This window comes from Kitasatospora sp. NPDC088861, from assembly GCF_044750105.1.
In the GTDB taxonomy this organism is placed as follows: domain Bacteria; phylum Actinomycetota; class Actinomycetes; order Streptomycetales; family Streptomycetaceae; genus Kitasatospora.
The window spans coordinates 149,692-174,357 of record NZ_JBIVJF010000010.1; the positions used below are offsets into that span (position 1 = coordinate 149,692).

Genomic DNA, 24,666 nt, shown 5'->3' on the forward strand with positions numbered 1-24,666 from the left:
CCGCTTTTCTTCGGCTGCGCTCCCTGGCGACGTGTTGAACTCTAGCGGATTCCCGGGCCAGCTAAAAATCCGTTCCCGCAGCGTGCCGATGGGATGCCCGCCGAGCGCCTCCCCGCCGACCCCTCGGCCCGGCCACCGGCCGCCACCTGCGGTGCTTCCGGACGATCATCCGCAGGCCACCCGGTGCACACCCGCGCGATGCCGAGCAGTGCTCACGCCCCCGCGTCACACCCCCGCGCCGGGCCCGCACCCCCGACCTACACTTCAGGCACCGCCGCCCAGCACCACCGCGCAGGAGAACCGTGTCCGGCCCCACCGAACCCAGCACCCCGCTCGCCCGCTTCGGCGGCCGCCTGGCCACCGGGCTGCGCGACGTCACCTCGGACCCGGCCGCCCTGGACTCCACCGGCTACTGGGCCGTCGCCTACGACTTCGAGGGCCGGCTGACCTGCGCCCGCTTCGACGACGTCCGCCCCGCCCCCGCGCCGCCCTCGGGCGCCGGCTGGCGCGGACCGGGGGCCGGCGACTGGCACAGCTCCCTGGACCGCTCCGCCTACACCGCGGGCGTACGCCGCATCCGTGAACACATAGCCGCCGGCGAGGTCTACCAGGCGAACCTCTGCCGCGTGCTGTCCGCACCGCTGCCCGACCCGGCCCGCAGCGACGTCGACGCCCTCACCGGCCTCCTCGCCCACGGCAACCCCGCCCCCTACGCCGGCACCATCCGCCTGCCCGGGCACGGCGTCGAGATCGCCACCGCCTCGCCCGAGCTGTACCTGCGCCGCGCCGGCCGCACCGTCTCCTCCGGCCCGATCAAGGGCACCGGCCGCACCGAGGACGACCTCCTCGACAAGGACCACGCCGAGAACGTGATGATCGTGGACCTGGTCCGCAACGACCTCGGGCAGGTCTGCGCGACCGGCAGCGTCACCGTCCCCGACCTGTGCGCCGTCGAGAAGCACCCCGGCCTGGTCCACCTGGTGTCCACCGTCGAGGGCACCCTGCGCGAGGGCGCCGGCTGGCCCGAGCTGCTCGCCGCCACCTTCCCGCCCGGCTCCGTCACCGGCGCCCCCAAGTCCAGCGCCCTGCGGATCATCGACGCCCTGGAGACCGCCCCGCGCGGCCCGTACTGCGGCGCCGTCGGCTGGGTCGACGCCGACCGCGGCGAGGGCGAACTCGCCGTCGGCATCCGCACCTTCTGGCTCGACCGGACCGACCCCGAGGCGCCCGTGCTGCGCTTCGGCACCGGCGCCGGCATCACCTGGGGCTCCGACCCCGACCGCGAGTGGGCGGAAACCGAACTGAAGGCCGCCCGCCTGGTCGCGATAGCGTCGGGCAGCGACACCGACCCGACGGGCGCATGAACCGCCCCGCCCCCACCTCGTCCTAGGAGCAGCCCTCGATGCAGAACCCGACCACGAGCTGGGTCAACGGGGCGCTCGTCGACTCCGCCGACGCCGCCGTCTCGGTCCTCGACCACGGACTCACCACCGGCGACGGGGTGTTCGAGACCATGAAGGCCACCGACGGCCGGGCCTTCGCGGTCACCCGGCACCTCGACCGGCTCACCCGCTCCGCCCGCGGCCTCGGCCTGCCCGACCCGGACCACGACCTGGTCCGCGAGGCCTGCGCCCAGGTCCTCGCCGCCAACCCGGCCCCGCTCGGCCGCCTGCGCGTCACCTACACCGGCGGCACCTCACCGCTCGGCTCCGAGCGCGGCACCGCAGGCCCCACCCTCGTCGTCGCCCTCGGCGCGATCAACCGCCGCCCCGACGAGACCGCCGCCGCCGTCGTCCCGTGGCGCCGCAACGAGCACAGCGCTGTCGCCGGCCTCAAGACCACCTCGTACGCCGAGAACGTCGTCGCCCTGGCCGCCGCCCACCGCGCCGGCGCCTCGGAGGCCCTGCTCGCCAACACCGCCGGCCTGCTCTGCGAGGGCACCGGCTCCAACGTCTTCGTCGTCCTCGGCGGTCGCCTGCTCACCCCCACCCTCGGCTCCGGCTGCCTGGCCGGCATCACCCGTCAGCTGGTCGTCGACTGGTGCGGTGCCGAGGAGACCGACCTGCCGCTCAGCGCCCTCCGGGACGCCGACGAGGTCTTCCTCACCTCCACCACCCGTGACGTCCAGGCCGTGACCCGGGTGGACGACCGCGAGCTGCCCGGCATCGGCCCCGTCACCGCCAAGGCCATGGCCGTCTTCGCCGAACGCAGCGGCGACGACCTCGACCCGTGATCCCCGAAGCGGCAACCAGGGCATAGGGGCCCGGGCGCGGGGAAGGGACCACCACATGACCACGACGCTGCGCCCCGAGGGCCCGGAGACACCCACCGACGCCGGCGGCCGCACCAGGCGCTGGCAGATCTGCGCCAACGGCCGCCAGGTCGGCGCGCTGCGCACCACCGCCATCCCGCACGGCAGCCAACTCTGGGGCGAGATATCGGAGTTGGAGGTCAGGGAAGGCCGCGGTCGGGGCCGCGGCACGTTCGGCGCGCTGGCCGCGGAGGAGGTGCTGCGCAACTGGGACTGCACCCGGGTGGACGCCAACATCCCCGAGACGGCGCGGATCGCCCGGGGGCTCGCCACCACCCTCGGCTACACCGAGCGGATGCGGAACCTGGCCAAGCGGCTGACCACCGCCCCCACCCTGCCCGCCGGCATCACCGCCGACCGGATCGAGCCCCCGGAGTTCCAGGCCTGGCTCGACCGGGCCGCCCGGGGTTACCTCCGCTCGCTCGTGGAGTCCGGACTCAGCGAGGAGCAGGCCCGCGCCAGGTCCCACCTGGACCACCGGCGCCAGCTCCCGCAGGGCGCCGACAGCCCCGGCGTCGCCCTGCGCCGCCTGCGCGCGGACGGTGAAGCCGAGCCGCTCGGCTCGCTCTGGGTGGACTTCCACCGGCGCGACCTGCCGAACGGCGGGCCGCTCGCCTGGGTGATGACCGTCGAGGTGTCCCCGGCCCGCCGGGGCCGGGGCCACGGCCGCACGCTGATGCTGCTCGCCGAGCGCGAGTGCCTGGCCGCCGGCGTGCGCGACCTCGGCCTCAACGTGTTCGCCGGGAACGAGGTCGCGATCCGCCTCTACGCCTCGCTCGGTTACCGGGTCACCAACCGCATCTACGGAAAGCCGCTGTGACCCGACATGACGTCAGGAAGCCGCCGCCGCCTCGATGGCGGCCACGATGCGGTCCCGCAGGCCGTCCTGGCTCTGCCCGCCGTCCAGCCGCTGACCGCCGATCACGTACGTCGGCGTACCGGTGACCCCGATCGCCCGGCCCTCGGCCTGGTCGGCGTCCACGGTGAGCATGTGCCGGCCGTCGATCAGCGCGGTGTCGACCTCCTCGACGTCCACCCCGACCGCCCGGGCCACCTCCAGCAGCACCTGCTGCCCGCGGGCGTCCAACTCCTCGACCCGGGCCAGCAGCGCCTCCACGAACGGCCAGCCCAGCCCCTGCGCGAACGCCTCCTCGGCGGCCTCCGCGGCCGCGTAGGCGTGCTTGTGCTTCTCCAGCGGGAAGTGGCGGACCTCGACGGGCAGCGCGTCGCCGTACCGCGCGCGCAGCGCCCGTACGTCGTCCAGCGCGGTGCGGCAGTCCGGACACTGGAGGTCGCACCAGAACTCGAGCCGGGGGAGGGAACCATCGATCATTCCCCCAGTGTTTCACTAGTGGGCGCCCGCTCCGGCCGACGGTGCGCCCCTGCGAAGGCCGACAGGGAGGCAGTGATGACCAGGACGACCGGAAGCGAAGGAGTACTGCCGTGCTGACGGCGGCGACCAGCTTCGCGCTCACGGCGGGCGGGGTGGCCGTGGCCGGCCTGCGGGCCTACCGGCGGCGGTTCCTGTCCGCGACCCGCTGGTTCGCGGTGGCCCTGGTGCCCGCCGGGCTCTACCTGACCGGCCTGTTCCCGGTGGCCCGGACGATCGGCAGCGAGTTCGCCGACTGGGCGACGAGGCTGGTGTTCGACCCCCGGGTCTGGACCGGCATCGTGCTGCTCGGCCTCTCCGCGCTCCTGCTGGTGACGACGCGCTGGGTGGGCCGCCGGGGCGCCGTGGACGCCGCCCCGGACCGCCCGGCGGCCGCCGGTGCCGCGCCCGAGCGCCCGGCGGTGGCGGCCACCCCGCCGAAGAAGCCGGCGACGGGCAAACCCGCGGCGGGCAAGCGGGACGACGGCCTCGGCGACTTCTCCGACATCGAGGAGATCCTCCGCAAGCGCGGCATCTGAGCGGCATCCGAACGCGGCATCCGAACCCCCGCGGGGGTCGGCGTCAGGCGGAGGGCACGGCCTCCGCCGAGCGCTGCCGTGCTCGGTAGGCGGCGACGTGCAGCCGGTTGCCGCAGGTGCGGCTGTCGCAGTAGCGCCGGGAGCGGTTGCGGGAGAGGTCCACGAAGACCCGGGCACAGTCCGGTGCCTCGCACCGGCGCAACCGCTCCCGCTCGCCCGCCATCAGGATGAAGGCCAGCGCCATGCCCAGCTCGGCGGCGAGGTGGTCGCCGAGCGCGGCGTGCGGCGCGAAGTAGTGGATGTGCCAGTCGTGGTGGTCGTGGTTGGTCAGCCGCGGCGTCGTACCGGCGGCCGCGACGATCCGGTTGACCAGTTCGGCGGCCTCGGCGGTGGACTCCGTCCCGAACACCTCCCGCAGCCGGGTGCGCAGGTCGTGCACCTTGCGCAGGTCGTTCTCGGTGAGCGAGTCGATCTCGCTGATCTCCTGGCCGACCACGAAGGCGTCCAGTGCGGCCACGTCCGGCAGCCGCTCGGTGCCGCACACCTCGGGCGCGGTGTTGAGCAGCTCGACGAGGATGCTCAGCGCGCACTCGGTGTCATGGGTGATCAGCACGTTGGGGACTCCTCGCGCAGGGGGACTCCGGAACCCCGCGTCCACGGTTACCCCAGACCATACCGGGCCGTGCGGCGGAAGGGCGGCGGGTTCTTTCGAAGGCGTGTACGGATTCCGTCAGAGTGCCGTGAAGCGGACGGCGTCCGGGCGGCCGGGCCCGCGAAGGACCCCCCGAAATGCCGAGGGCGCCCGGCAGCGAGGCCGGCCACCCGTATGGATGGCCGGCCTCGTTGCCGGGCGCCTGCAGTGTCGCGGACCCGATCCGGTGGGATCGGGCCGTCCACCGGCCCCGAGGCCGCGTCGCGCGCGGCTGAGTTGCTGCCGTGCCCCCGAGTAGGACGGCAGCGGTGACGGCAGGAGGTACCACCCCGCCGATGGCGGGGCGTGACCGCCTCCGGGCGGGATCAGCTTTCGGCGAGGATGTGGGACAGCTCCCGGTCGAGGTCGAAGTGGCGGTGTTCGGTGCCGGGGGGCACCGCGGCGTCCGTCCGCTTGAGAAATGACTCAAGCGCCCGGGCCGGGGCTTCGAGCAGGGCTTCTCCTTCCGGAGAGCTCAGCGCGATGCAGACCACCCCTTGCCCGTGGCTGCGGGACGGCCAGACCCGGACGTCGCCGGTACCGGTCGGTCGGTGCAGCCCCTCCGCGAGGAGATCTCGGGCGAACACCCACTCCACGGTCTCGTCGGCGCCCGTGTGGAACGTGGCGTGCACGGCGTAGGGGTCGGCGGTGTCGTAGCGCAGGCCCGCGGGGACGGGCAGTGAGGACTCGCTGGACACGATGAGGCGCAGGTGCAGCTCGCAGCTGACCGTGGTGTTCATAAGCGCCATGGCCTTTCGCTCAGTGTGCGCTCGGGGAATCGCACGTCGGCGAACGGACCATCCCACCCCCAAGCCCGATGTAAACCCCTCTGTCCCGATTCGGGCGCGAGTCGTACCCCTTACGGCGCATTGCGGAATCATCCCGGAGTGGCCCGGTCGGGCATTACCGGGCCGCTTCTTGGTTAGTTTCCTGGCATGACTGTGCGAAACGACAAGACGGCCAAGAACACGGGATCGGGTGAACCGGTCACGGCGGATGACGCGGCCGGCTCCCGCGCCCCGGCGTTCGTCCGCCGCTCGCGGCCGCTGCACCTCACCTGGCAGGTGGCGATCTTCCTGGCCGGCCTCGCCGTGGTCGTCCTCGGCGTGATCATGCTGCCGCTGCCCGGCCCCGGCTGGGTGGTGATCTTCCTGGGCATGGGGGTCTGGGCCACCGAGTTCGACTGGGCCCGGCTGGTGCTGCGGTGGAGCCGCCGCAAGGTCGCCGAGGCCGCCCACCGCGCCCTGGACCCGCGGGTGCGCCGCCGCAACCTCACCGTCACCGCCATCGGCCTCGCCGCGGTCGTCGGGATCGGCGGCTGGTACTTCGCCCGCTACGGCCTGGACGTCCCCTGGACGGCGGGCGAGAGCTGAGCGGCCCGGGGCCGGGGGCTGCCGTGACCAGGGTGTTCGGACCACCCTCCGGGATGCGGTAATGTTTTCCCTGCACCCGGGCGATTAGCTCAGCGGGAGAGCACTTCGTTCACACCGAAGGGGTCACTGGTTCGATCCCAGTATCGCCCACCGGAATGCATTGTGATACGTGAGGCCCAGCCGATTATCGGCTGGGCCTCACGTGTATTTCCGGAATCCATCCGAAGAACCATCCGGAATGCGACTGAGGCTCAGTCATCTTCCGCGTGGAGCGCGAGTTCTGCGGATGCGCCAGCAGTACCCGGAAGGGACGAGTTGTACGACGACCGCCAAATGGTGCTACAGTTCTTCTCGTTGCCCGGGCGATTAGCTCAGCGGGAGAGCACTTCGTTCACACCGAAGGGGTCACTGGTTCGATCCCAGTATCGCCCACCGGACAGCACGCAGGCCCTGACCAGGAAACCGGTCAGGGCCTGCGGCGCGTTCGGGACCGGCGCCTGCCGGCCGCCGCTACGCCGCCGCCTCGCAGCCGTGCTCGGGCTCCAGCCGGCGGCCGCAGCCGCACCGGGCCGGCCGCAGCGGCCAGGAGGGGTCCACCCGCTCCGGCGTCCCCGACCGGTCGAACCAGTTCTGCAGCCCCCGCGCCTGCGCCGCGTGCCAGACCGCCTGCCGCAGGTGTAGCTCCGCCGCCGTCAGTTCGCCCAGCGCCGCCGGGTAGCGGGCGCCTATCCGCCGGGTCAGCGCCAGCGCCGCCGTCGCGTCCGCCGCCGCGTCGTGCGCCCCGGCCAGCTCCACGCCGTAGTGCGCGCACAGGTCGGTCAGCGTTCGACGGCCCTTGCGGTAGCGGTCCACGTGCTTGTCCAGCACCCGCGGATCCAGCACCACCAGCCCGGCCGTGCCCACCCCGCCGGTCAGCGTCAGCCCGTGATGGCGGCGCAGCTCCCGGTCCAGCAGCGTCAGGTCGTACGGCGCGTTCATCACCACCACCGGGCGCCCGGCCCGCGCCTGGTCCGCCAGCGCGCGGGTGACCTCCGCCACCACCGCGCCGACCGGGCGGCCGTGCGTCCGGGCGTGCTCGTCGGTGATGCCGTGCACCGCCCGGGCGCCGTCCGGGATCGGGACGCCCGGATCGGCGAGCCAGGTGGTGGTCTGCACCGGCCGACCCGGGGCGAGTTGGACGACCAGGGCGGCCGAGACGATCCGATCGGACTCGACGTCCACGCCGGTGGTCTCGGTGTCGAAGGAGGCGAGTGGGCCGGTGTACCAGTGCTGCTGCATGACTGCCCCTCAGGCGAGCGTTCCGCGCGCCCGGTTGATACCCGGTTCTGACACCCGTTCAACCGTTTGGCGCAAGCCCGACCGGGGATCCTGCCCGTGGGCCCGCCGTTCCGATCCGGACGGGCCCGGAGCAGGGGGAGGCCACGGGGCGATGGCACTGACGCAGCCGCAGCCCGAGGAGGCGGCGGCCGTTCTACGGGGAAACCTGGCGGTCACCGCCTGCATGGAGACGCTGCAGGTCGGCTACCTGCACGCGGTCGCCGCCGCGGCCGGCTGCTCGCTCTCCCAGCCGTTCCCGGACAACGGGATCGACTGGCAGGTCAGCCACGGCTCCCGGGCGCACGAGGTGGACGACGAGGTCACCATCAAGATCCAGCTGAAGGCCACCCAGCAGATCGCGGCCGATCCGACCGGGCCGTTCTTCAGCTTCACCCTCGACAACGACCACCTGCGCAAGCTCGCCCGGGCGAGGGTCGCCGTGCCGCGCATCCTGGTCGTGATGCTGCTGCCGCGGCGGGTCGACCGCTGGCTGCACGCCCGCCCGGACGCGCTGGAACTGCGGCACTGCTGTTACTGGGTCAACCTGGCCGGCCACCCGGTCACCGGACAGCGGCGCACCAACGTGCGGGTCCCCACCGGCAAGGTCTTCGACGACCGCGCGCTCTGCGACATCATGGCCCGGGTCGGCGCGGGTGGCAGCCCGTGACCGCCCGCCCCGGTCCCGGCCCCCGGCAGCGAGGAGCAGCACCCATGACACCGCCGCACGCACCCGGCGAGCCGGTCCAGGCCCTGCCCGACCCCGCCGCCGTCGACCCGGCGGTGCTCGCCACCCTGCTCGCCCGGCACGGCTGGGTCCGGCGAGGCGGCCCCGCCGCCCGCTACGGCCGCTGGACGCCGCCCGACGACGAGTCCGGCACCAGCGTCCTCGTCCCCGCCGGGGACGGCTTCGACGACGCCGTCGACCTCCTCGCCGACGCCGTCACCGCGCTGTCCCGCTCCTCCACCCCGTCCGCCCGCGCCATCCTGCTCGCACTGGCCGTCCCCGGCGACGAACTGCGTTGGCACCGGGAGCCGGCCGGCCCCGCCGAGGCCGCCACCTGGGACGACGCCGAGCGGCTCCAGCGGGCGGCCCGCGCGATGCTCGCCGCCGGGGCCAAGGCCGGCCGGGCCACGGCCGCCTACTTCGGCGCCCGGCTGGACGCGCACGCCGGGGACTTCCTGGACCGCGTCCTGGTCGTCGAGCAGGGCGCCGCCCTCACCGCCTACACCCCCGCGCCCGAGGGCCGGGCCGCCGTCACCACCCTGGTCCGCGCCCTGGAGGCACTGCGCGACGCCGTCGACTACCGCCGGGTCAGCGGGGGGCCCGAGGCCTTCGAGAACGCCGTCCAGGCCGGAGTCAGCCGGGAACTCGTCCAGTCCGTGGAGGACCTGGTCCGCGGCGCGACGGCGGCCCGGTTGACCGTCGCCTGGTCCGCCGCCGCGGGGACCCCGGGCGGCTTCGGGGACCGCCGGGTCGTCCTCGACTTCTCGCCCGGCGACCTGCCCGCCCTGACCGAGGCCGCCGAACTGCTCGAACGGATCGAGCCCGCCGTCGCCGTCACCGTCGTCGGCGTGGTCGTCCGGCTCAAGCGCGCCGACCCGGCCGGACCGGGCGCGGTGCGGCTGCGCGTCCTCGGCGGCGCCGAAGTCCGCGAACTCAAGCTCCGCCTGCCCGACCCCGACTACCGGCTCGCCGCCGAGGCCCACCTCGCGGGCCTGCCGGTCCGGGTCGCCGGCCGGCTGGAGAGCCGCGGCGGCTTCCGTCGGCTCACCCGGCCGCAGGGCCTGGAACTGTGCGGCTGGGAGGACGCCGACCGCGAGCGGCTGCTGAAGTCCCTCGGCGAGGGACTCGGGGAAGAGCTCGGCGAAGAGCTCGACGGAGGCCTCGGGGAAGGGGGAGAGGGGGCGTAGGTGCGCGGCCGGGTCGACGCGCTCGGTACCATCGTCACGCGCAGCGCAGTGTTGCGTCCTCTGAATCCAGCACGTCAGGAGAGACCGGTGACGGACGTCCGGGTAATCATCAACCGCGAACCCGATCGGGAAGAGCGCGTGGTGACCACGGGCACTACGGCCGCCGAGCTCTTCGCCGACGACCGCTCGATCATCGCCGCCCGCGTCGGCGGCCAGCTCAAGGACCTCGCGTACGCCGTCCAGGACGGCGACGAGGTCGAGCCGGTCGCGATCGGCAGCAAGGACGGCCTGGACATCCTGCGCCACTCCACCGCGCACGTCATGGCGCAGGCCGTGCAGCAGCTCTACCCCGAGGCCAAGCTCGGCATCGGCCCGCCGGTCAAGGACGGCTTCTACTACGACTTCGACGTCGAGAAGCCCTTCCACCCCGATGACCTCAAGGCCATCGAGAAGCGGATGCAGGAGATCATCAAGCGCGGGCAGAAGTTCTCCCGCCGCGTGGTCACCGACGAGTCCGCCCGCGAGGAGCTGGCCGCCGAGCCGTACAAGCTGGAGCTGATCGGCCTCAAGGGCTCCGCCGCCACCGCCGGCGAGGGAGCCGACGTCGAGGTCGGCGCCGGCGAGCTCACCATCTACGACAACCTGGACGCCAAGACCGGCGAGCAGTGCTGGGGCGACCTCTGCCGCGGCCCGCACCTGCCCAGCACCCGGTACATCCCGGCGTTCAAGCTGATGCGCAACGCGGCCGCCTACTGGCGCGGCAGCGAGAAGAACCCGATGCTGCAGCGCATCTACGGGACCGCCTGGCCCACCAAGGACGAGCTCAAGGCCCACCTCGACTTCCTGGTCGAGGCCGAGAAGCGCGACCACCGCAAGCTCGGCAACGAGCTCGACCTCTTCTCCATCCCCGAGGAGATCGGCTCCGGCCTCGCCGTCTTCCACCCCAAGGGCGGCATCATCCGCCGGGCGATGGAGGACTACTCGCGCAAGCGGCACGAGGAGGAGGGCTACGAGTTCGTCTACACCCCGCACGCCACCAAGGGGAAGCTCTTCGAGAAGAGCGGCCACCTCGACTGGTACGCGGACGGTATGTACCCGCCCATGCAGCTCGACGAGGGCGTGGACTACTACCTCAAGCCGATGAACTGCCCGATGCACAACCTGATCTTCGACGCGCGCGGCCGCTCGTACCGTGAACTGCCGCTGCGCCTCTTCGAGTTCGGGACGGTGTACCGGTACGAGAAGTCCGGCGTGGTGCACGGCCTGACCCGCGCCCGCGGCTTCACGCAGGACGACGCGCACATCTACTGCACCCGCGAGCAGATGGCGGAGGAGCTCGACTCGACGCTGACCTTCGTGCTCAACCTGCTGCGCGACTACGGTCTGACCGACTTCTACCTGGAGCTGTCGACCAAGGACCCGGTCAAGTACGTCGGCTCGGACGAGACCTGGGAGGAGGCCACCGCCGTCCTCGCCAGCGTGGCCGAGAAGCAGGGGCTGCCGCTGGTGCCGGACCCGGGCGGCGCGGCCTTCTACGGCCCGAAGATCTCGGTCCAGGCGCGCGACGCGATCGGCCGGACCTGGCAGATGTCGACGATCCAGCTCGACTTCAACCTCCCCGAGCGTTTCGATCTCGAGTACACGGCGGCGGACGGCTCGCGCCAGCGGCCGGTCATGATCCACCGCGCGCTGTTCGGCAGCATCGAGCGGTTCTTCGCGGTGCTGCTGGAGCACTACGCCGGCGCCATGCCGCCGTGGCTGGCCCCGGTCACCGTGACCGGCATCCCGATCACCGACGAGCACGTGCCGTACCTGCTGGAGGTCGCGGCCGGGCTGAAGAAGCACGGGATCCGGGTCGAGGTGGACACCTCGGACGACCGCATGCAGAAGAAGATCAGGAACGCTCAGAAGAGCAAGGTTCCGTACATGCTGATCGCCGGCAACGACGACGTCGAGGCGGGCGCGGTGTCCTTCCGGTACCGCAACGGCGAGCAGAAGAACGGCGTGCCGGTGGCGGACGCCGTCGCCGAGATCGTGGACGCGGTGAGGAACCGCGTCCAGGTGTGACGCCTTCGGACCACCACGCGCGGGGCGGGCTCTCGATGAGTCCGCCCCGCGCGGCTTTGCAAGCAGCGTTGGGCGAATATGCTGATCAGCATGACGACTGAGCCGGAACTGCAGCGGGGCGTCGGGGAGCCGGACGGCTTCCGCCGCCTGTGGACCCCCCATCGGATGGCCTACATCCAGGGTGAGAACAAGCCCACCGGTCCGGCTCCGGACGACGGTTGTCCATTCTGCTCGATCCCCGCGCTGAGCGACGAGGACGGGCTGGTCATCGCCCGGGGCGCCGCCGTGTTCGCGGTGCTGAACCTGTACCCGTACAACGGCGGCCACTTGATGGTGGTCCCGTACCGGCACGTCGCGGACTACACCGACCTGGACGAGGCGGAGACGGCCGAGCTGGCCGACTTCACCAAGCGGGCGATGACCGCGCTGCGGGCGGCCTCGGGGGCGCACGGGTTCAACATCGGGATGAACCAGGGCGCGGCGGCCGGTGCCGGGATCGCGGCGCACCTGCACCAGCACGTGGTGCCGCGCTGGGGCGGGGACACCAACTTCATGCCGGTGGTCGGCCACACCAAGGTGCTGCCGCAACTGCTGGCGGACACCCGGAAGATGCTGGCCGAGGCCTGGCCGCAGGACTGATCGGGAACGCCGGAGGGGCCCGTCACCGCTGAGTCGGTGGCGGGCCCCTCCGGCGTGCGCGGGCCGTGGTCACTCGAACTGGTCGACCTTGTACGGGCGGGTGCCCTGGGCCTCGGACTTGATGATCGAGGCGCGGTTCTTGAAGCGGTCGGTGTCCAGGTCGTGCTCCTCCAGGAACTCCAGGGTGGCGGCGTGCACGGCGCCGAGGACCGGGACGGAGGCGTTGAGCGCGTTGTCGGTCATGAACCGGCTGCCCCACGGCGGGCTCGCCCAGGCGTGCCGGAAGCCGAACGGCTCGGGCAGGCCCAGGCCGCCGCCGAGCCAGGAGAGCAGCCCGGGGGCGCGGGTGAGCGGCGCGCGCAGGGCCTGGCGGACCACCTCGTCGTTGTCGATCAGGGGGAGCTTGACGGTGCGCTCCTCCCAGAACTTGCCGGTCTTCTGGACGGTCTTCTCCTTGGCCGAGGGCTTGTCGGAGAAGACGCCGTTGACCGGGCCGAGCGCGTAGCCGGCGACGGTGACGGTGAGGGTGTTGGCGAGCAGGGTGACGGTGACGGTGAAGGTGATGATCAGCTTGCCGTCGAAGGTGATGAACTGGGTGGCGAGGTAGTGCCGGGGGCCGCCGCCGGCGAAGGTCTGCTTGTCGGCGATGGTCTGGAGGGCGAAGTCGCGCATCCGGTCGCCGTCCATGTCGGCGTTGCCGGGGCGGGAGATCTCGTCGGCGTTCTCGCCGATTTCGAGGACCGCCCACTGCTTGACCGTGATGTTGGTCATCCCGCTGTTGGCGACCTCGCTGACGGCGAGCCCCTTGAGGTGCGAGGAGATCTTCCGGACGAGGTCCCAGGGGTGGAAGGCGCGGAAGTCGGAGTGGCCCGCGGCGGGGCGCATCACGTCGACCAGGCGCCATTCGCCCCAGCGCTTGCCGACGCCGAGGATGCCCTTGGGACCGGCGTAGTGCTGGACGTTGGTCTCCTGCTCGGCCTCCATGCGGGCGAGCTTGTCGCGCAGGTCGACGGCCTTCTTGTCGAGGTCGTCGCGGGGGACGGCCTTGGAGACGGTGGCGGCGACGGAGCTGCCCTCGGCGAGGGCGAGCCAGCGCTCGCGGAGCTCCTTGGTGGAGCGCAGCACGATGCGCCGGGCGAGGATCCCGCCGATGATGGGCGGGATCATGGCGACGCGCAGGTAGACGCCGAGCGGGCCGTGGGCGGGGGGCTTGACGAGGAACAGGACGGAGACCACGGCTGCGGCCAGGAGCGCGAGGGCGCCGTAGAGCTCGTCCTGGAGGGCCTTGCCCTTCATGAGGTAGATGCGCAGGTAGAACGCACCGATCCAGATCAGGGTGCCGGGCAGGGCGAGCAGGCCGAAGAGCACGGTGACCACGGTGAGCTTGCGGTCCCGCGCGGCCCGCAACTCCTGTGCGGCCAGGCAGTGTTCGACGATCTGGCGGGTGTCGGTGCCGAACGAGGGCACGATCGGCTTGCGCCCGGCACCGACGGTGCGGGAGATGACGGCGGCGCTGAACGCCTCGCCGAGGTTCGCCTCGAAGAGCTTGAACCGGGGCTTCTTGTGGGTCGCGGCGGTGACCTTGCCGACGAAGTCCTCGATCTTGCCGTCGCGGTACGCGACCGAGGAGAGCGCCGGGGTGACTCCGGTTTGCGGCCCGGCGTCGGTGCGGGGTATCTGCGCACCCGGAGTCATGTCGAGTGTGGTCACGGTGGCGTCCCCTCCTCCCCTTGTCAGCGGCAGGTTATCGTGCCGCGGTGTCGCCGCGCGCATGATCGTCTGAAGTGCCGTCACGATCGGGCCGCGCCTGGGCTTGAGAGGCATGATGCCCAGCTTCGGGCTGGTCGATACCCGGTCGGCGGCGGTCGTCGGGGTGGTGCAGGATGGCCGTGACGGCCAGGAAGGGAGCCCGGGCGATGGATCCGGTGTTGGTGTTCGACGGGGACTGTTCGTTCTGTTCGTCCTGCGTGCGGTGGGCGGAGCGCTATCTGCGGCAGACGCTGGCCTCGGGGGGCTGGGACGCGGTGCCGTTCCAGTTCGAGGACCTGGCGGCGCTGGACGCGCGCGCGGGCGGGCTGGGCGAGGTGACCGCGGAGCGGGCGGAGCGCGAGGTGCTGTGGGTGACGCCGGCGGGCCGGGTGTACGGGGGTGCGCAGGCGGTGGCGCGGCTGCTGATGCGTTCGGGCGGCGCGTGGGCGTACCTGGGGGCGGTGCTGGCGTCGGCGCCGGTGCGGCCGGTGGCGGGCCTGGCGTACCGCTGGGTGGCGCGCAACCGGCACCGGATGCCGGGGGGTACGGCGGCGTGCGCGCTGCCGCGGCGGTAGGGCGCTCAGCCGGTGTAGCGGGTGGCCAGGGCGGTCGGCATGGGTTCGTGGCGCAGGTAGGCGCGGGAGAACTCGGCGGTGCCGTGGGTGAGTGAGCGCAGGTCGACCGGGTAGCGGACGAGTTCGAGTTCGGGGACCTCGGCGCGCAGCAGGGTCAGGCCGGGGCCGCCGGTCTCGGTGCCGAGGACGCGGCCGCGGCGGGCGGAGAGGTCGCCGAGTACGGCGCCGAGGTAGTCGTCGGGCAGCAGGACGGCGACGGCGGCGACGGGTTCGAGCAGCCGGATGACGGCGTGTTCGGCGGCGTCGCGCAGGGCGAGGGCGGCGGCGGCCTGGAAGGACGCGTCGGAGGAGTCCACGGAGTGGGCCTTGCCGTCGGTGAGGGTGACCCGGACGTCGACGAGCGGGTGGCCGGTGGCGACGCCCTTGGCGAGCTGGGCGCGCAGGCCCTTCTCGACGGAGGGGATGAAGTGCTTGGGGACGGCGCCGCCGACGACGTGCTCCTGGAACTCGAAGCCGGAGCCGGCCGGGAGGGGTTCGACCTCCAGGTCGCAGATGGCGTACTGGCCGTGGCCGCCGGACTGCTTGACGAGCCGGCCGTGGCCGGCGGCGGCGGTGCCGAAGGTCTCGCGGAGGGCGACCTGGGGTTCGACGGTGTCGACGTGGACGCCGTGCCGGGTGCGCAGGCGGTCGAGGACGACCTCGGCGTGGGCCTCGCCGGTGCACCAGAGGACGAGCTGGTGGGTGTCGGGGTTCTGTTCGAGGCGTAGGGCCGGGTCCTCGGCGGTGAGGCGGGTGAGGGCCTGGGAGAGCTTGTCGTCGTCGGCCTTGCTGTGGGCTTCGACGGCGATCGGGAGCAGGGGCTCGGGGAGGGCCCAGCCGGCGAGGTCGACGGGGTGGCCGGGGTCGTGGACGGTGTCGCCGGCGCGGGCGGTGGTGAGCTTGGCGATGCAGACGAGGTCGCCGGCGACGGCGTGCGGGACGGGCCGCTGGAGCTTGCCGAAGGGGCTGCTGAGGGCGGTGACGCGTTCGTCGCCGTTCTGGTCGGCGCTGTGGGCGGGGCCGGCGAGGTGGATGCGGGTGTCGGGACGCAGGGTGCCGGCGTACAGGCGCAGCAGGCTGATCCGGCCGACGTAGGTGTCGCCGGTGACGCGGACGACCTGGGCGGCGAGCGGGGCGTCGGGGTCGCAGTCGGGGGCGGGGCGGGTGCGTTCGCCGGGGTCGGGGAAGGTGTGGACGATCAGGTCGAGGAGTTCGGTGGCGCCGAGGCCGTTCTCGCTGGTGGGGACGGCGGGGTGGAGGGCGCAGCTGAGGACTTCGCGGCGCAGGCCGGCTTCGAGGGCGTCGGTGTCGAGGGTGTCGCCGGAGAGGTAGCGCTCCATGAGCGTGTCGTCCTGGCCGGAGATGGCCTCGACGAGGCTGTCGTGGGCCGGCCCGGTGTCGGGCAGCGGAGCGGCCCGGCCGTAGGTGTCGCCGGTGAGCAGGTCGACGCTGCCGTCGGGGCGGCCGTCGTGGAGGACGGGCAGGAAGAGCGGGCGGAGGGTGTCGGGGCCCAGGTCGAAGGCGTCGTGGCAGGCGGTGAGGATGTCGTCGAAGCCGGTGCGGGCGAGGTCGAGTTTGGCGACGGCGATGGCGCGCGGGATGCCTTCGGCGGCGCACTCGCGCCAGAGTGCGCGGGTGGGGGCGGTGACGGGGTCGGTGGCGGAGACGACGAAGACGGCGGCGTCGGCGGCGTGCAGGGCGGCGCGCAGGTCGGCGGTGAAGTCGGGGTGGCCGGGCGGGTCGATCAGGTTGATCTTGACGCCCTTCCATTCGAGCGGGAGCAGCGAGAGCTGGACGGAGCGCTGCTGGTGGTGCTCGATGTCCTCGTGGTCGGAGACGGTGGTGCCGTCGGTGACGCGACCGGCCCGGCCGGTGGCGCCGGCGGCGAGGGCGAGGGATTCGGCGAGCGTGGTCTTGCCCACACCGCTGGAGCCGATGAGGACGACGTTGCGCAGGTCCCGGGGGGCGGTGACGGCGGGTGCCTGGGCGGCTCGTGCCGTGCTGCGGTCGGGCATCGGGGTCTCCTCCCGTCGCGCCGGGGCTGTCCTTCGAAAGTGTAGGTGCGGGTGCTGCGGCGGCGCGTGTCGTACGGGTGGGCGGTGACCGTCCGTGTGTGGGACGTGGCCGGGGTGTCGTCGGGCGGTGCGTGCGACGGAGCGTGCCTCCGGCCTGGCTACGATGGGTGGGCCGGACGGGCTGATCCGTCCGGCCGTCTGCCGCGCGTGTTGCGCCAGGCGGGTACCAGGGAGATCGGAGCGGTCGGGAAGGCCATGCTCAACAAATACGCGCGTGCCTTCTTCACACGTGTTCTGACCCCGTTCGCCGCGTTCCTGATCCGGCTGGGCGTGAGCCCGGACGCCGTGACGCTGATCGGTACGGCCGGTTCGGTGGCCGGTGCGCTGGTGTTCTTCCCCCGCGGGGAGTTCTTCTGGGGCACCATCACGATCACGCTGTTCATCTTCTCGGACCTGGTGGACGGGAACATGGCCCGCCAGCTGGGCCGGAGCACCAGGTGGGGGGCGTTCCTGGACTCCACGCTGGACCGGGTCGCGGATGCGGCGATCTTCGGTGGTCTGGCGATGTGGTACGCGGGCAAGGGTGACGACAACCTGCTGTGCGCGGTGGCGATCTGCTGCCTGGCGAGCGGGCTGGTGGTGTCGTACACCAAGGCGCGGGCGCAGAGCCAGGGGCTGCCGTGCGACGTGTCGGGGCTGGTGGAGCGGGCCGAGCGGCTGGTGGCCAGCCTGGTGGCGGCCGGGGTCGCGGGTCTGCACAAGTTCGGGGTGCCGTACGTGGAGTGGCTGCTGCCGGTGGCGCTGTGGCTGGTGGCGGTGGGCAGTCTGGTGACGGTGTTCCAGCGCATGCTGACCGTGCGCCGGGAGGCGTTCGAGGCCGACCGAGCGGCGGCCGGGAGCTGATGGGGGGCGTCCTGCGGTGACGGACCGACTGGTGTACTGGGCGTACGCGCTGGGCTGGGCGGTGCTGAAGCACCTGCCGGAGCGGGTGGCGCGGGGCCTGTTCGACCGGCTGGCGGACCACGCCTGGCGCCGGCGGGGCAAGCGGGTGCTCCAGTTGGAGGCGAACCTGCGCCGGGTCCGTCCGGGACTGGACGAGGCGGGCCTGCGGGCGCTGTCCCGGGCCGGGATGCGTTCGTACCTGCGGTACTGGATGGAGTCGTTCCGGCTGCCGGTCTGGAGCAGGGAGCGGGTGGCCCGGGATGTCCGGTCGGAAGGCCTGGAGAACCTGCGCGCGCCGATCGAGGCCGGTCGGGGCGCGGTGATCGCGCTGCCGCACATGGGCAACTGGGACCTGGCGGGCACCTGGGTGGCGCAGCTGGGCTTCCCGTTCACCACGGTCGCGGAGCGGTTGAAGCCGGAGCGGCTGTTCGACCGGTTCGTGGAGTTCCGGGAGGGCCAGGGCATGGAGGTCCTGGCGTTGACCGGGGGCGGGGCGAACGTGATCGGCACGCTGGCGCGACGGCTGCGCGAGGGCCGGCTGGTCTGCCTGGTGGGGGACCGGGACCTCTCGGAGGCGGGCGTGGAGGTGTCGTTCTTCGGGGAGGCGACCCGGATGCCGGCCGGTCCGGCGGCGCTGTGCCAGCGCACCGGGGCGGCGCTGCTGCCGGTGACGCTCTGGTACGACGGCCCGGTGATGCGGGCGCGGATCCACCCCGAGGTGCCGGTGCCGCAGGAGGGCGACCGCAAGGAGCGGACGCAGGTGATGACGCAGGCGCTGGCGCAGGTGTGGGAGGAGGCGATCCGCGAGCACCCCGAGGACTGGCACATGCTGCAGCGGTTCTGGCTGGCCGACCTCCCGGTCCGTGAGACGGTGGAGGAGGCGGCCGCGCCGCACTCCGAGGCGGCCCGGGCGGCCGCGCCGGAGCCGGCCGGCGAGCCGGCGGCCGAGGCCTCCGGGTCCTGATCCCGGCCAGCAGGAGTACCCGAAGGAGCATGAGGAATCCGTGAAGATCGGCATCGTCTGCCCGTACGACTGGGACGTCCCCGGTGGGGTGCAGTTCCACATCCGGGACCTGGCCGAGCACCTGATCGGTCTGGGCCACGAGGTCTCGGTGCTGTCGCCGGCCGAGGACGAGGAGGCGCTGCCGCCGTACGTGGTCGGCGCCGGGCGGGCGGTGGCGGTGCCGTACAACGGGTCGGTGGCGCGGCTGAGCTTCGGCGTCCTGTCGGCGGCGCGGACGCGGCGGTGGTTGCACGAGGGCCGGTTCGACATCCTGCACGTGCACGAGCCGGCCGCGCCGAGCGTGTCGATGCTGGCCGCCTGGTCGGCGTCCGGGCCGATGGTGGGGACGTTCCACACCTCCAACCCGCGCTCGCGGGCGATGATCGCGGCCTCGCCGATCCTGCAGCCCGGCCTGGAGAAGATGCGGGCCCGGATCGCGGTGTCGGAGTACGCCCGGCGGACGCTGGTGGAGCACCTGGGCGGCGACGCGGTGGTGATCCCGAACGGCGTGGACGTCGGCTTCTTCGCGGACGCCGAGCCGGATGAGCGCTGGTGCGGCGGTGCGGCGGCCGGGGAGCCGGGCACGATCGGCTTCGTCGGCCGCATCAACGAGCCGCGCAAGGGCCTGCCGACGCTGCTGGCGGCGCTGCCGAAGATCCTGGCCGAGCGGCCGGGCGTGCGGCTGCTGGTGGCGGGCAAGGGGGACGAGGAGGAGGCCGTCGCCGGCCTGGCGCCGGAGGTCCGCCGTCAGGTGGAGTTCCTCGGCATGGTGAGCGACCGCGACAAGGCCCGGCTGCTGCGCAGCGTGGACCTGTACGTGGCGCCGAACACCGGTGGCGAGAGCTTCGGGATCATCCTGGTCGAGGCGATGTCGGCGGGCGCCCCGGTGCTGGCCAGCGACCTGGACGCGTTCAAGCAGGTGCTGGACGGCGGGGACGCGGGCGAGCTGTTCCCGGTGGAGGACGCGGACGCGCTGGCCGCTGCGGCGCTGCGGCTGCTGGGCGATCCGGGGCGGCTGGGGGAGCTGAGCAAGGCCGCCTCGCGGTACGTGCGGCGGTTCGACTGGTCGACGGTCGGCGCGGACATCCTGGCGGTGTACGAGACGGTGGCGGCGGGGGCCGCGGCGGTGGTCGAGGAGGACGTGCGCGGCGGCCGGCGCGGCCGGTTCGGGCTGGCCCGGGACTGAGGCCGGCGGGCCCGGGACTTTTCCGGGGTGTCGGCGGCGTTAGGGTCGGTCGACCGTATTCGGGCACGACGCATGGGGGCACCGATGCCGCAGATCTCCGTCGACTACTCGCCGAGCCTGGCCGGCTCCTTCGACCGCCGGGCGCTGGGCGTGGCGATCAACCGGCTCGCGGTGGGGACGATCGACGCGAAGCCGGAGGCGTGCAAGACGCTGTTCCGGCAGAACGACGACTTCGTGGTGGGGGAGGGCGAGGGGGCCGCCGCGCAGGTGTACGTCGAGTTCCAGATCTTCCCGGGCCGTACGCCGGAGGCGAAGGCGGCGCTCAGCGAGGGCGTGCTGGCGCTGCTGGCGGAGCACGTCGCGCCGGCGCCGGGCACCCGGCTGCACACCGCGGTGAACGTCTCCGACATCGACCGCGGGTCCTACCGGAGCGCGAGCGCGGAGGGCTGAGCCGGTGACACCCGGTAGCGTTGCGCCCCGTGACTACCTGGATCTGGGCCGGCGTGGCCGTGGTGCTCTTCGGCATGTACCTGAGTTGGACGGCCGGTCGGTTGGACCGGCTGCACGCCAGGATCGACGCGGCGCGGGCCGCGTTGGACGCGCAGCTGGTCCGTCGGGCCTCGGTGGCGATGGAGCTGGCCACGTCCTCGCTGCTGGACCCGGCGGCCTCGCTGCTGCTGCTGGACGCGGCGCACGCGGCCCGGCAGGCCGAGGACGACCAGCGTGAGGTGGCGGAGAGCCAGCTGAGCCTGGCGCTGCGGGCGGTCTTCGCCGAGCCGGAGCAGGTGGCGGCGCTGGTGGCGGAGCCGGGCGGGGAGGACGCGGTGCGCGACCTGACGGCGGCGGTGCGCCGGGCGCCGATGGCGCGCCGGTTCCACAACGACGCGGTGCGGGCGGCGCGGGCGGTGCGCGAACACCGTCTGGTGCGGTACTTCCGGTTGGCGGGGAAGGCCCCGTTCCCGCTGGCGTTCGAGATGGACGATGCCCCGCCGCCCGCGCTCACGCCCGAAGGGGCACCCGCCTAGGCTGTGCTCGGATACGGCCCGTTTGTCGCATCCCGTCGTCCGGGCTGGACTTGGTGGCGCATGGTTGCGTCACCCGTTCCGCCTACCATAGGGCGATAGCACTGGTTCATCTTCGAGTGAGGTCTCACGTGTCCACCACCCCCACCACCGCAGACCAGCCGCAGATCGGTACCGCCCGGGTGAAGCGCGGCATGGCCGAGCAGCTCAAGGGCGGTGTGATCATGGACGTGGTCAACGCCGAGCAGGCCAAGATCGCCGAGGACGCCGGCGCGGTGGCCGTCATGGCGCTGGAGCGGGTTCCGGCCGACATCCGCAAGGACGGCGGCGTGGCCCGGATGTCCGACCCGAACATGATCGAGGAGATCATCGAGGCGGTCTCCATCCCGGTGATGGCCAAGTCGCGGATCGGTCACTTCGTCGAGGCCCAGGTCCTCCAGTCGCTCGGCGTCGACTACATCGACGAGTCCGAGGTGCTGACCCCGGCCGACGAGGTCAACCACTCCGACAAGTGGGCCTTCACCACCCCCTTCGTCTGTGGCGCCACCAACCTGGGCGAGGCCCTGCGCCGCATCGCCGAGGGCGCGGCCATGATCCGCTCGAAGGGCGAGGCCGGCACCGGCAACGTCGTCGAGGCCGTCCGCCACCTGCGCCAGATCAAGAACGAGATCGCCAAGCTGCGCGGCTTCGACAACAACGAGCTGTACGCCGCCGCCAAGGAGCTGCGCGCCCCGTACGAGCTCGTCAAGGAGGTCGCCGAGCTCGGCAAGCTGCCGGTCGTGCTGTTCTCCGCCGGTGGCGTGGCCACCCCGGCCGACGCCGCGCTGATGCGCCAGCTCGGCGCCGAGGGCGTCTTCGTCGGTTCGGGCATCTTCAAGTCGGGCGACCCGGCCAAGCGCGCCGCCGCCATCGTGAAGGCCACCACCTTCTTCGACGACCCGAAGATCATCGCGGACGCCTCCCGCAACCTCGGCGAGGCCATGGTCGGCATCAACTGCGACACCCTGCCGGAGACCGAGCGCTACGCCAACCGCGGCTGGTAGTCGCCCCTTGTGCCGGCCCGTCGCAGCGCCTCGGCGCGCGGCGGGCCGCGTCACGTACATCCGTAGAACGATCTAACGAGGTTGAAGACCGTGAGCACTCCAGTCATCGGCGTCCTCGCCCTCCAGGGTGACGTCCGCGAGCACCTGGTCGCGCTGGCCGAGGCAGACGCGCTCGCCCGCCCGGTGCGCCGTGCCGAGGAGCTGGCCGAGGTCGACGCGCTGGTGATCCCCGGTGGGGAGTCCACCACCATGTCCAAGCTGGCGCTGCTGTTCGGCGTGATGGACCCGCTGCGCGAGCGGGTCGCCGCCGGGATGCCGGTGTACGGCACCTGCGCGGGAATGATCATGCTGGCCGACAAGATCCTGGACGGCCGGGACGACCAGGAGACCGTCGGCGGCATCGACATGACCGTGCGCCGCAACGCCTTCGGCCGCCAGAACGAGTCCTTCGAGTCCGGTGTCGCCTTCGAGGGCCTGGGCGACGCGCCGGTGCACGGCGTCTTCATCCGGGCCCCCTGGGTCGAGGGCGTCGGCGCGGGTGTCGAGGTGCTGGCCGAGCTGCCCGCCGCGGACGGTCCGGAGAGCCGGATCGTGGCCGTGCGCCAGGGCAACCTGCTGGCGACCTCCTTCCACCCGGAGCTCACCGGCGACCACCGCGTGCACGCCTACTTCGTCGCGATGGTCGAGGAGCACCTGGGGCGGCGCTGACCGTGTGCGCCTTTCCGGTGACGACACCGGTAAGATCTCATCTGTTTCATTTCCCTTTGGCGACGTAAAGGAGCTGGCGAATGTCCGGCCACTCTAAGTGGGCTACCACCAAGCACAAGAAGGCCGTGATCGACGCCAAGCGCGGCAAGCTCTTCGCCAAGATGATCAAGAACATCGAGGTGGCGGCGCGCACCGGCGGTCCCGACCCGGCCGGCAACCCGACCCTCTACGACGCCATCCAGAAGGCGAAGAAGAGCTCGGTCCCGATCGACAACATCAACCGCGCCGTCAAGCGCGGTGGCGGCCTGGAGGCCGGCGGCGCCGACTACCAGACCATCATGTACGAGGGCTACGGCCCGAACGGCGTCGCCGTCCTGATCGAGTGCCTCACCGACAACCGCAACCGCGCCGCCTCCGACGTGCGCGTCGCGATGACCCGCAACGGCGGCTCGATGGCCGACCCGGGCTCGGTGTCGTACCTGTTCACCCGCAAGGGCGTCGTGATCGTCCCCAAGGCTGACGGCGTGGACGAGGACAAGCTCTTCGAGGTCGTCCTCGACCAGGAGCCCGAGGAGATCAACGACCTCGGCGACTCGTTCGAGATCGTCTCCGAGGCCGCCAAGATGGTCGCCGTGCGCACCGCGCTGGTGGACGCCGGCGTCGACTACGACTCGGCCGAGGCCAACTTCCTCCCGAGCATGCAGGTCGAGCTGGACGTCGACGGCGCCCGCAAGATCCTCAAGCTGATCGACGTGCTGGAGGACAGCGACGACGTGCAGAACGTCTTCGCCAACTTCGACATCTCCGACGAGGTCGGTGCGCAGCTCGACGCCGAGTGATCGTTCTCACTCCCCGGCCCGGCGGTCTTCCGACCGCCGGGCCGGTGTCTTTGCGGGCGCTGTCGGACCCGGACGGTAGCCTTCGCAGGTCGCCCGCCGTGGGCCGGAGGGCGTGCCCGGGCCGGAGCGCCCGGAGGCGGGCGGCGACCAACGAGAGGCGGGGCTGTGGTACGGGTACTGGGCGTGGACCCGGGGCTGACCAGGTGCGGGATCGGCGTGGTCGAGGGTGCGCCGGGGCGGCCGCTGCGGATGGTCGGGGTCGGCGTGGTGCGCACCCCCGCCGAGGACGAGATCGGGCGGCGGCTGCTGCTGGTGGAGCAGGGCATGGAGGCCTGGCTCGACGAGCACGAGCCGGAGCTGGTCGCCGTCGAGCGGGTGTTCGCCCAGCACAACGTCCGGACGGTGATGGGCACCGCCCAGGCCAGCGCGGTCGCGATGCTCTGCGCCACCCGGCGCGGCATCCCGGTCACCCTGCACACCCCGAGCGAGGTCAAGGCCGCCGTCACCGGTTCCGGCCGGGCCGACAAGGCGCAGGTCACGGCCATGGTGCAGCGCCTGCTGCGGCTGGACGCCCCGCCCAAGCCCGCCGACGCCGCCGACGCGCTGGCGCTGGCCATCTGCCACATCTGGCGCGGCGGGGCGGTCAACCGCCTGGAGGCCGCGGTACGGGCGGCCCGCGCCACCCCCCTGAAAGGAAGCAGCCGGTGATCGCCTTCGTGCAAGGGCCCGTGGCGGCCATCTCCTCCGGACTCGCCGTGGTCGAGGTCGGCGGGGTCGGCATGGCCGTGCAGTGCACGCCGAACACGCTGGCCGGGCTCCGGCTGGGTGAGCCCGCCCGGCTCGCGACCTCGCTGGTGGTCCGGGAGGACTCGCTGACCCTGTTCGGCTTCGCGGACGACGACGAGCGCGCCGTCTTCGAGATCCTCCAGGCCGCGCCGGGCGTCGGCCCGAAGCTGGCGCAGGCGATCCTCGGGGTGCACAGCCCCGACGCGCTGCGGGCCGCGGTGGCCGGCGGCGACGAGAAGGCGCTGGTGGCCGTGCCCGGCATCGGGAAGGCGAAGGCCGCCAAGCTGCTGCTGGAGTACAAGGACAAGCTGGGAGCCCCGCACGGCGCGGTGCCGGCGCAGAAGCCGATCGCGAGCGGTCCGGCCCCCTGGAGCGAGCAGCTGCACTCGGCGCTGACCGGTCTCGGCTACGCTCCGCGCGAGGCGGACGAGGCGGTCGTGGCCGTCACCCCCGAGGCGGAGGCCCAGCAGACGCCGGACGTCGGCGCACTGCTCCGGCTCGCCCTGCGCGGCCTCAACCGATCCCGCTAAAGCCATCTGGCG

At 72.7% G+C, this 24,666-nt stretch carries 26 protein-coding genes and 2 tRNA genes; 22 read left to right on the top strand and 6 right to left on the bottom strand.

From position 1 onward, the window contains the following. Positions 1-302: 302 nt before the first annotated feature. From ACIP37_RS19330 to ACIP37_RS19340, 3 genes are read left to right on the top strand one after another with little or no spacing between them, the layout of a single operon-like run. Positions 303-1,364 carry a chorismate-binding protein gene (locus ACIP37_RS19330; protein ID WP_363618218.1) on the top strand — a complete coding sequence of 354 codons (1,062 nt, stop codon included), beginning with the start codon at positions 303-305 and terminating at the stop codon, positions 1,362-1,364. Positions 1,365-1,402: 38 nt separating this feature from the next. Next, positions 1,403-2,233: an aminotransferase class IV gene (locus ACIP37_RS19335; RefSeq protein WP_400803641.1), complete on the top strand. Its 831-nt coding sequence runs from the start codon at positions 1,403-1,405 to the stop codon at positions 2,231-2,233. 55 nt (positions 2,234-2,288) lie between these two features. After that, positions 2,289-3,131, top strand: coding sequence for a GNAT family N-acetyltransferase (locus ACIP37_RS19340; RefSeq protein WP_400803638.1), 843 nt, complete (start codon positions 2,289-2,291; stop codon positions 3,129-3,131). A 12-nt stretch (positions 3,132-3,143) separates the two neighbouring features. Here ACIP37_RS19340 and ACIP37_RS19345 read toward each other — a convergent pair whose 3' ends face one another. Continuing rightward, the gene (locus ACIP37_RS19345; RefSeq protein WP_363583038.1) at positions 3,144-3,644 is read right to left on the bottom strand and encodes a DsbA family protein; all 501 of its coding nucleotides are present in this window, start codon (positions 3,642-3,644) and stop codon (positions 3,144-3,146) included. A 110-nt stretch (positions 3,645-3,754) separates the two neighbouring features. Here ACIP37_RS19345 and ACIP37_RS19350 point away from each other — a divergent pair, with 110 nt between their 5' ends. Then, the gene (locus ACIP37_RS19350; protein ID WP_363583040.1) at positions 3,755-4,219 is read left to right on the top strand and encodes a hypothetical protein; all 465 of its coding nucleotides are present in this window, start codon (positions 3,755-3,757) and stop codon (positions 4,217-4,219) included. A 43-nt stretch (positions 4,220-4,262) separates the two neighbouring features. On the opposite strand, the gene ACIP37_RS19355 is transcribed toward ACIP37_RS19350, so the two are convergent. Beyond that, a complete protein-coding gene (locus ACIP37_RS19355; RefSeq protein WP_363627464.1) occupies positions 4,263-4,832 on the bottom strand; it encodes a CGNR zinc finger domain-containing protein in 570 nt (189 codons plus the stop codon). Positions 4,833-5,236: 404 nt separating this feature from the next. Continuing rightward, positions 5,237-5,650 (bottom strand): SsgA family sporulation/cell division regulator, encoded by a 414-nt coding sequence (locus ACIP37_RS19360; RefSeq protein WP_030056266.1) that lies wholly within the window; start codon positions 5,648-5,650, stop codon positions 5,237-5,239. A 195-nt stretch (positions 5,651-5,845) separates the two neighbouring features. Between ACIP37_RS19360 and ACIP37_RS19365 the strand changes: the two genes are divergently transcribed. From ACIP37_RS19365 to ACIP37_RS19375, 3 genes are all read left to right on the top strand, one after another. Continuing rightward, the gene (locus ACIP37_RS19365; protein ID WP_363618226.1) at positions 5,846-6,283 is read left to right on the top strand and encodes a TIGR02611 family protein; all 438 of its coding nucleotides are present in this window, start codon (positions 5,846-5,848) and stop codon (positions 6,281-6,283) included. A gap of 78 nt (positions 6,284-6,361) precedes the next feature. After that, a tRNA-Val gene (locus ACIP37_RS19370) sits at positions 6,362-6,433 on the top strand. Positions 6,434-6,643: 210 nt separating this feature from the next. Next, positions 6,644-6,715, top strand: a tRNA-Val gene (locus ACIP37_RS19375). Between the two features lie 78 nt (positions 6,716-6,793). On the opposite strand, the gene ACIP37_RS19380 is transcribed toward ACIP37_RS19375, so the two are convergent. Then, positions 6,794-7,561 carry an exonuclease domain-containing protein gene (locus ACIP37_RS19380; RefSeq protein ID WP_363583044.1) on the bottom strand — a complete coding sequence of 256 codons (768 nt, stop codon included), beginning with the start codon at positions 7,559-7,561 and terminating at the stop codon, positions 6,794-6,796. Between the two features lie 151 nt (positions 7,562-7,712). Here ACIP37_RS19380 and ACIP37_RS19385 point away from each other — a divergent pair, with 151 nt between their 5' ends. From ACIP37_RS19385 to ACIP37_RS19400, 4 genes are all read left to right on the top strand, one after another. Then, positions 7,713-8,267 (top strand): DUF4365 domain-containing protein, encoded by a 555-nt coding sequence (locus ACIP37_RS19385; protein ID WP_363583046.1) that lies wholly within the window; start codon positions 7,713-7,715, stop codon positions 8,265-8,267. Positions 8,268-8,311: 44 nt separating this feature from the next. Next, the gene (locus tag ACIP37_RS19390; protein ID WP_363627465.1) at positions 8,312-9,511 is read left to right on the top strand and encodes a hypothetical protein; all 1,200 of its coding nucleotides are present in this window, start codon (positions 8,312-8,314) and stop codon (positions 9,509-9,511) included. Between the two features lie 87 nt (positions 9,512-9,598). Then, positions 9,599-11,578: a threonine--tRNA ligase gene (gene thrS, locus ACIP37_RS19395; RefSeq protein WP_363583050.1), complete on the top strand. Its 1,980-nt coding sequence runs from the start codon at positions 9,599-9,601 to the stop codon at positions 11,576-11,578. A gap of 78 nt (positions 11,579-11,656) precedes the next feature. Next, on the top strand, positions 11,657-12,217 hold the full coding sequence (locus tag ACIP37_RS19400) for an HIT domain-containing protein (RefSeq protein ID WP_371516227.1): 561 nt from the start codon (positions 11,657-11,659) through the stop codon (positions 12,215-12,217). A 69-nt stretch (positions 12,218-12,286) separates the two neighbouring features. Here ACIP37_RS19400 and ACIP37_RS19405 read toward each other — a convergent pair whose 3' ends face one another. Next, a complete protein-coding gene (locus ACIP37_RS19405; RefSeq protein ID WP_363583054.1) occupies positions 12,287-13,927 on the bottom strand; it encodes a hypothetical protein in 1,641 nt (546 codons plus the stop codon). A gap of 206 nt (positions 13,928-14,133) precedes the next feature. On the opposite strand from ACIP37_RS19405, the gene ACIP37_RS19410 reads away from it, so the two are divergent. After that, a complete protein-coding gene (locus ACIP37_RS19410; RefSeq protein ID WP_400803631.1) occupies positions 14,134-14,541 on the top strand; it encodes a thiol-disulfide oxidoreductase DCC family protein in 408 nt (135 codons plus the stop codon). A gap of 5 nt (positions 14,542-14,546) precedes the next feature. Here ACIP37_RS19410 and ACIP37_RS19415 read toward each other — a convergent pair whose 3' ends face one another. Then, positions 14,547-16,595, bottom strand: a complete 2,049-nt coding sequence (locus ACIP37_RS19415) for an elongation factor G-like protein EF-G2 (RefSeq protein ID WP_400803628.1) — start codon at positions 16,593-16,595, stop codon at positions 14,547-14,549. Positions 16,596-16,850: 255 nt separating this feature from the next. Here ACIP37_RS19415 and pgsA point away from each other — a divergent pair, with 255 nt between their 5' ends. The 10 genes from pgsA (at position 16,851) to ruvA (ending at position 24,654) form a co-directional block, all read left to right on the top strand. Beyond that, positions 16,851-17,498, top strand: coding sequence for a phosphatidylinositol phosphate synthase (gene pgsA / locus ACIP37_RS19420; RefSeq protein ID WP_363583060.1), 648 nt, complete (start codon positions 16,851-16,853; stop codon positions 17,496-17,498). Between the two features lie 16 nt (positions 17,499-17,514). Then, positions 17,515-18,501 carry a phosphatidylinositol mannoside acyltransferase gene (locus tag ACIP37_RS19425; protein ID WP_400803624.1) on the top strand — a complete coding sequence of 329 codons (987 nt, stop codon included), beginning with the start codon at positions 17,515-17,517 and terminating at the stop codon, positions 18,499-18,501. A 40-nt stretch (positions 18,502-18,541) separates the two neighbouring features. Beyond that, positions 18,542-19,726 (top strand): glycosyltransferase family 4 protein, encoded by a 1,185-nt coding sequence (locus ACIP37_RS19430; RefSeq protein WP_363583064.1) that lies wholly within the window; start codon positions 18,542-18,544, stop codon positions 19,724-19,726. 84 nt (positions 19,727-19,810) lie between these two features. Continuing rightward, positions 19,811-20,176: an isomerase gene (locus ACIP37_RS19435; RefSeq protein WP_363583066.1), complete on the top strand. Its 366-nt coding sequence runs from the start codon at positions 19,811-19,813 to the stop codon at positions 20,174-20,176. A 74-nt stretch (positions 20,177-20,250) separates the two neighbouring features. Continuing rightward, positions 20,251-20,751, top strand: a complete 501-nt coding sequence (locus ACIP37_RS19440) for a hypothetical protein (RefSeq protein WP_063350972.1) — start codon at positions 20,251-20,253, stop codon at positions 20,749-20,751. A 128-nt stretch (positions 20,752-20,879) separates the two neighbouring features. After that, positions 20,880-21,791 carry a pyridoxal 5'-phosphate synthase lyase subunit PdxS gene (pdxS, locus tag ACIP37_RS19445; protein ID WP_063346811.1) on the top strand — a complete coding sequence of 304 codons (912 nt, stop codon included), beginning with the start codon at positions 20,880-20,882 and terminating at the stop codon, positions 21,789-21,791. 90 nt (positions 21,792-21,881) lie between these two features. Next, a complete protein-coding gene (gene pdxT, locus ACIP37_RS19450) occupies positions 21,882-22,499 on the top strand; it encodes a pyridoxal 5'-phosphate synthase glutaminase subunit PdxT (RefSeq protein ID WP_063350971.1) in 618 nt (205 codons plus the stop codon). Positions 22,500-22,579: 80 nt separating this feature from the next. Next, the gene (locus tag ACIP37_RS19455) at positions 22,580-23,338 is read left to right on the top strand and encodes a YebC/PmpR family DNA-binding transcriptional regulator (protein WP_363583070.1); all 759 of its coding nucleotides are present in this window, start codon (positions 22,580-22,582) and stop codon (positions 23,336-23,338) included. Between the two features lie 165 nt (positions 23,339-23,503). Continuing rightward, the gene (ruvC, locus tag ACIP37_RS19460; protein ID WP_363618240.1) at positions 23,504-24,046 is read left to right on the top strand and encodes a crossover junction endodeoxyribonuclease RuvC; all 543 of its coding nucleotides are present in this window, start codon (positions 23,504-23,506) and stop codon (positions 24,044-24,046) included. Further along, entirely contained in the window at positions 24,043-24,654 is a 612-nt protein-coding gene (gene ruvA / locus ACIP37_RS19465; RefSeq protein WP_063346808.1) for a Holliday junction branch migration protein RuvA, read from the top strand. The genes ruvC and ruvA overlap by 4 nt, the downstream gene beginning before the upstream one ends. The last annotated feature ends 12 nt before the right edge of the window (positions 24,655-24,666 follow it).